Origin of the sequence: Arachnia propionica (genome assembly GCF_003859805.1) — a bacterium.
GTDB lineage: Bacteria > Actinomycetota > Actinomycetes > Propionibacteriales > Propionibacteriaceae > Arachnia > Arachnia propionica_C.
The window spans coordinates 1-464 of sequence record NZ_RQZG01000060.1 but is presented as its reverse complement, the minus strand read 5'-3'; the positions used below and the strand labels follow the sequence as shown (position 1 = coordinate 464).

Annotated in this window: 1 protein-coding gene; it reads right to left on the bottom strand. The window is 64.4% G+C overall.

Going from position 1 to position 464, the window contains the following annotated elements; genetic code table 11:
• A partial coding sequence (locus EII34_RS15765; RefSeq protein ID WP_221620338.1) for a hypothetical protein occupies nucleotides 1–403 on the bottom strand: 403 nt, incomplete at its 3' end.
• Between the last annotated feature and the right edge of the window lie 61 nt (nucleotides 404–464).

The following is a 464-nucleotide window of genomic DNA, read 5'->3' as shown; positions in this document are numbered from 1 at the left end:
TGACCTCGAACGGCACCGGACACGACTGCGTGTACAACCCATTGATCGTGTTCGCACACGCCGACGACGCCGACGTCAACGCCTCCACCACCGCCGCATAGCGGCCCAACAACTCCGCGTTCCGATCCACCGCAGGCTGATGCTCCCGCCACGGTTTCCCGTCATACCCCGCCAACGCCTCGGCCCGAAACACCGTGGCTTCCTTCTCCAGCGTCTCGAGGGTGCCCTTGACTGGCTCGATCGCATCCGCGTAATCCTCAATCGCCGACGCGGCCTTGTCCAACGTCGTCTTCAACGACTCCGACGACGTCGCCGCCGGAGCCATGATCCCGTAGGCCTGCTCCGCCCCCGGCCCCTCATACACCGCAGGCAACCCGTTCCAGTGCGACACGATGTTGTCCATATGCTCATCCACGGTCTTCCCCATCGACCGTAGATTCTCCGCCGCAGTCCGCACCGTCTCC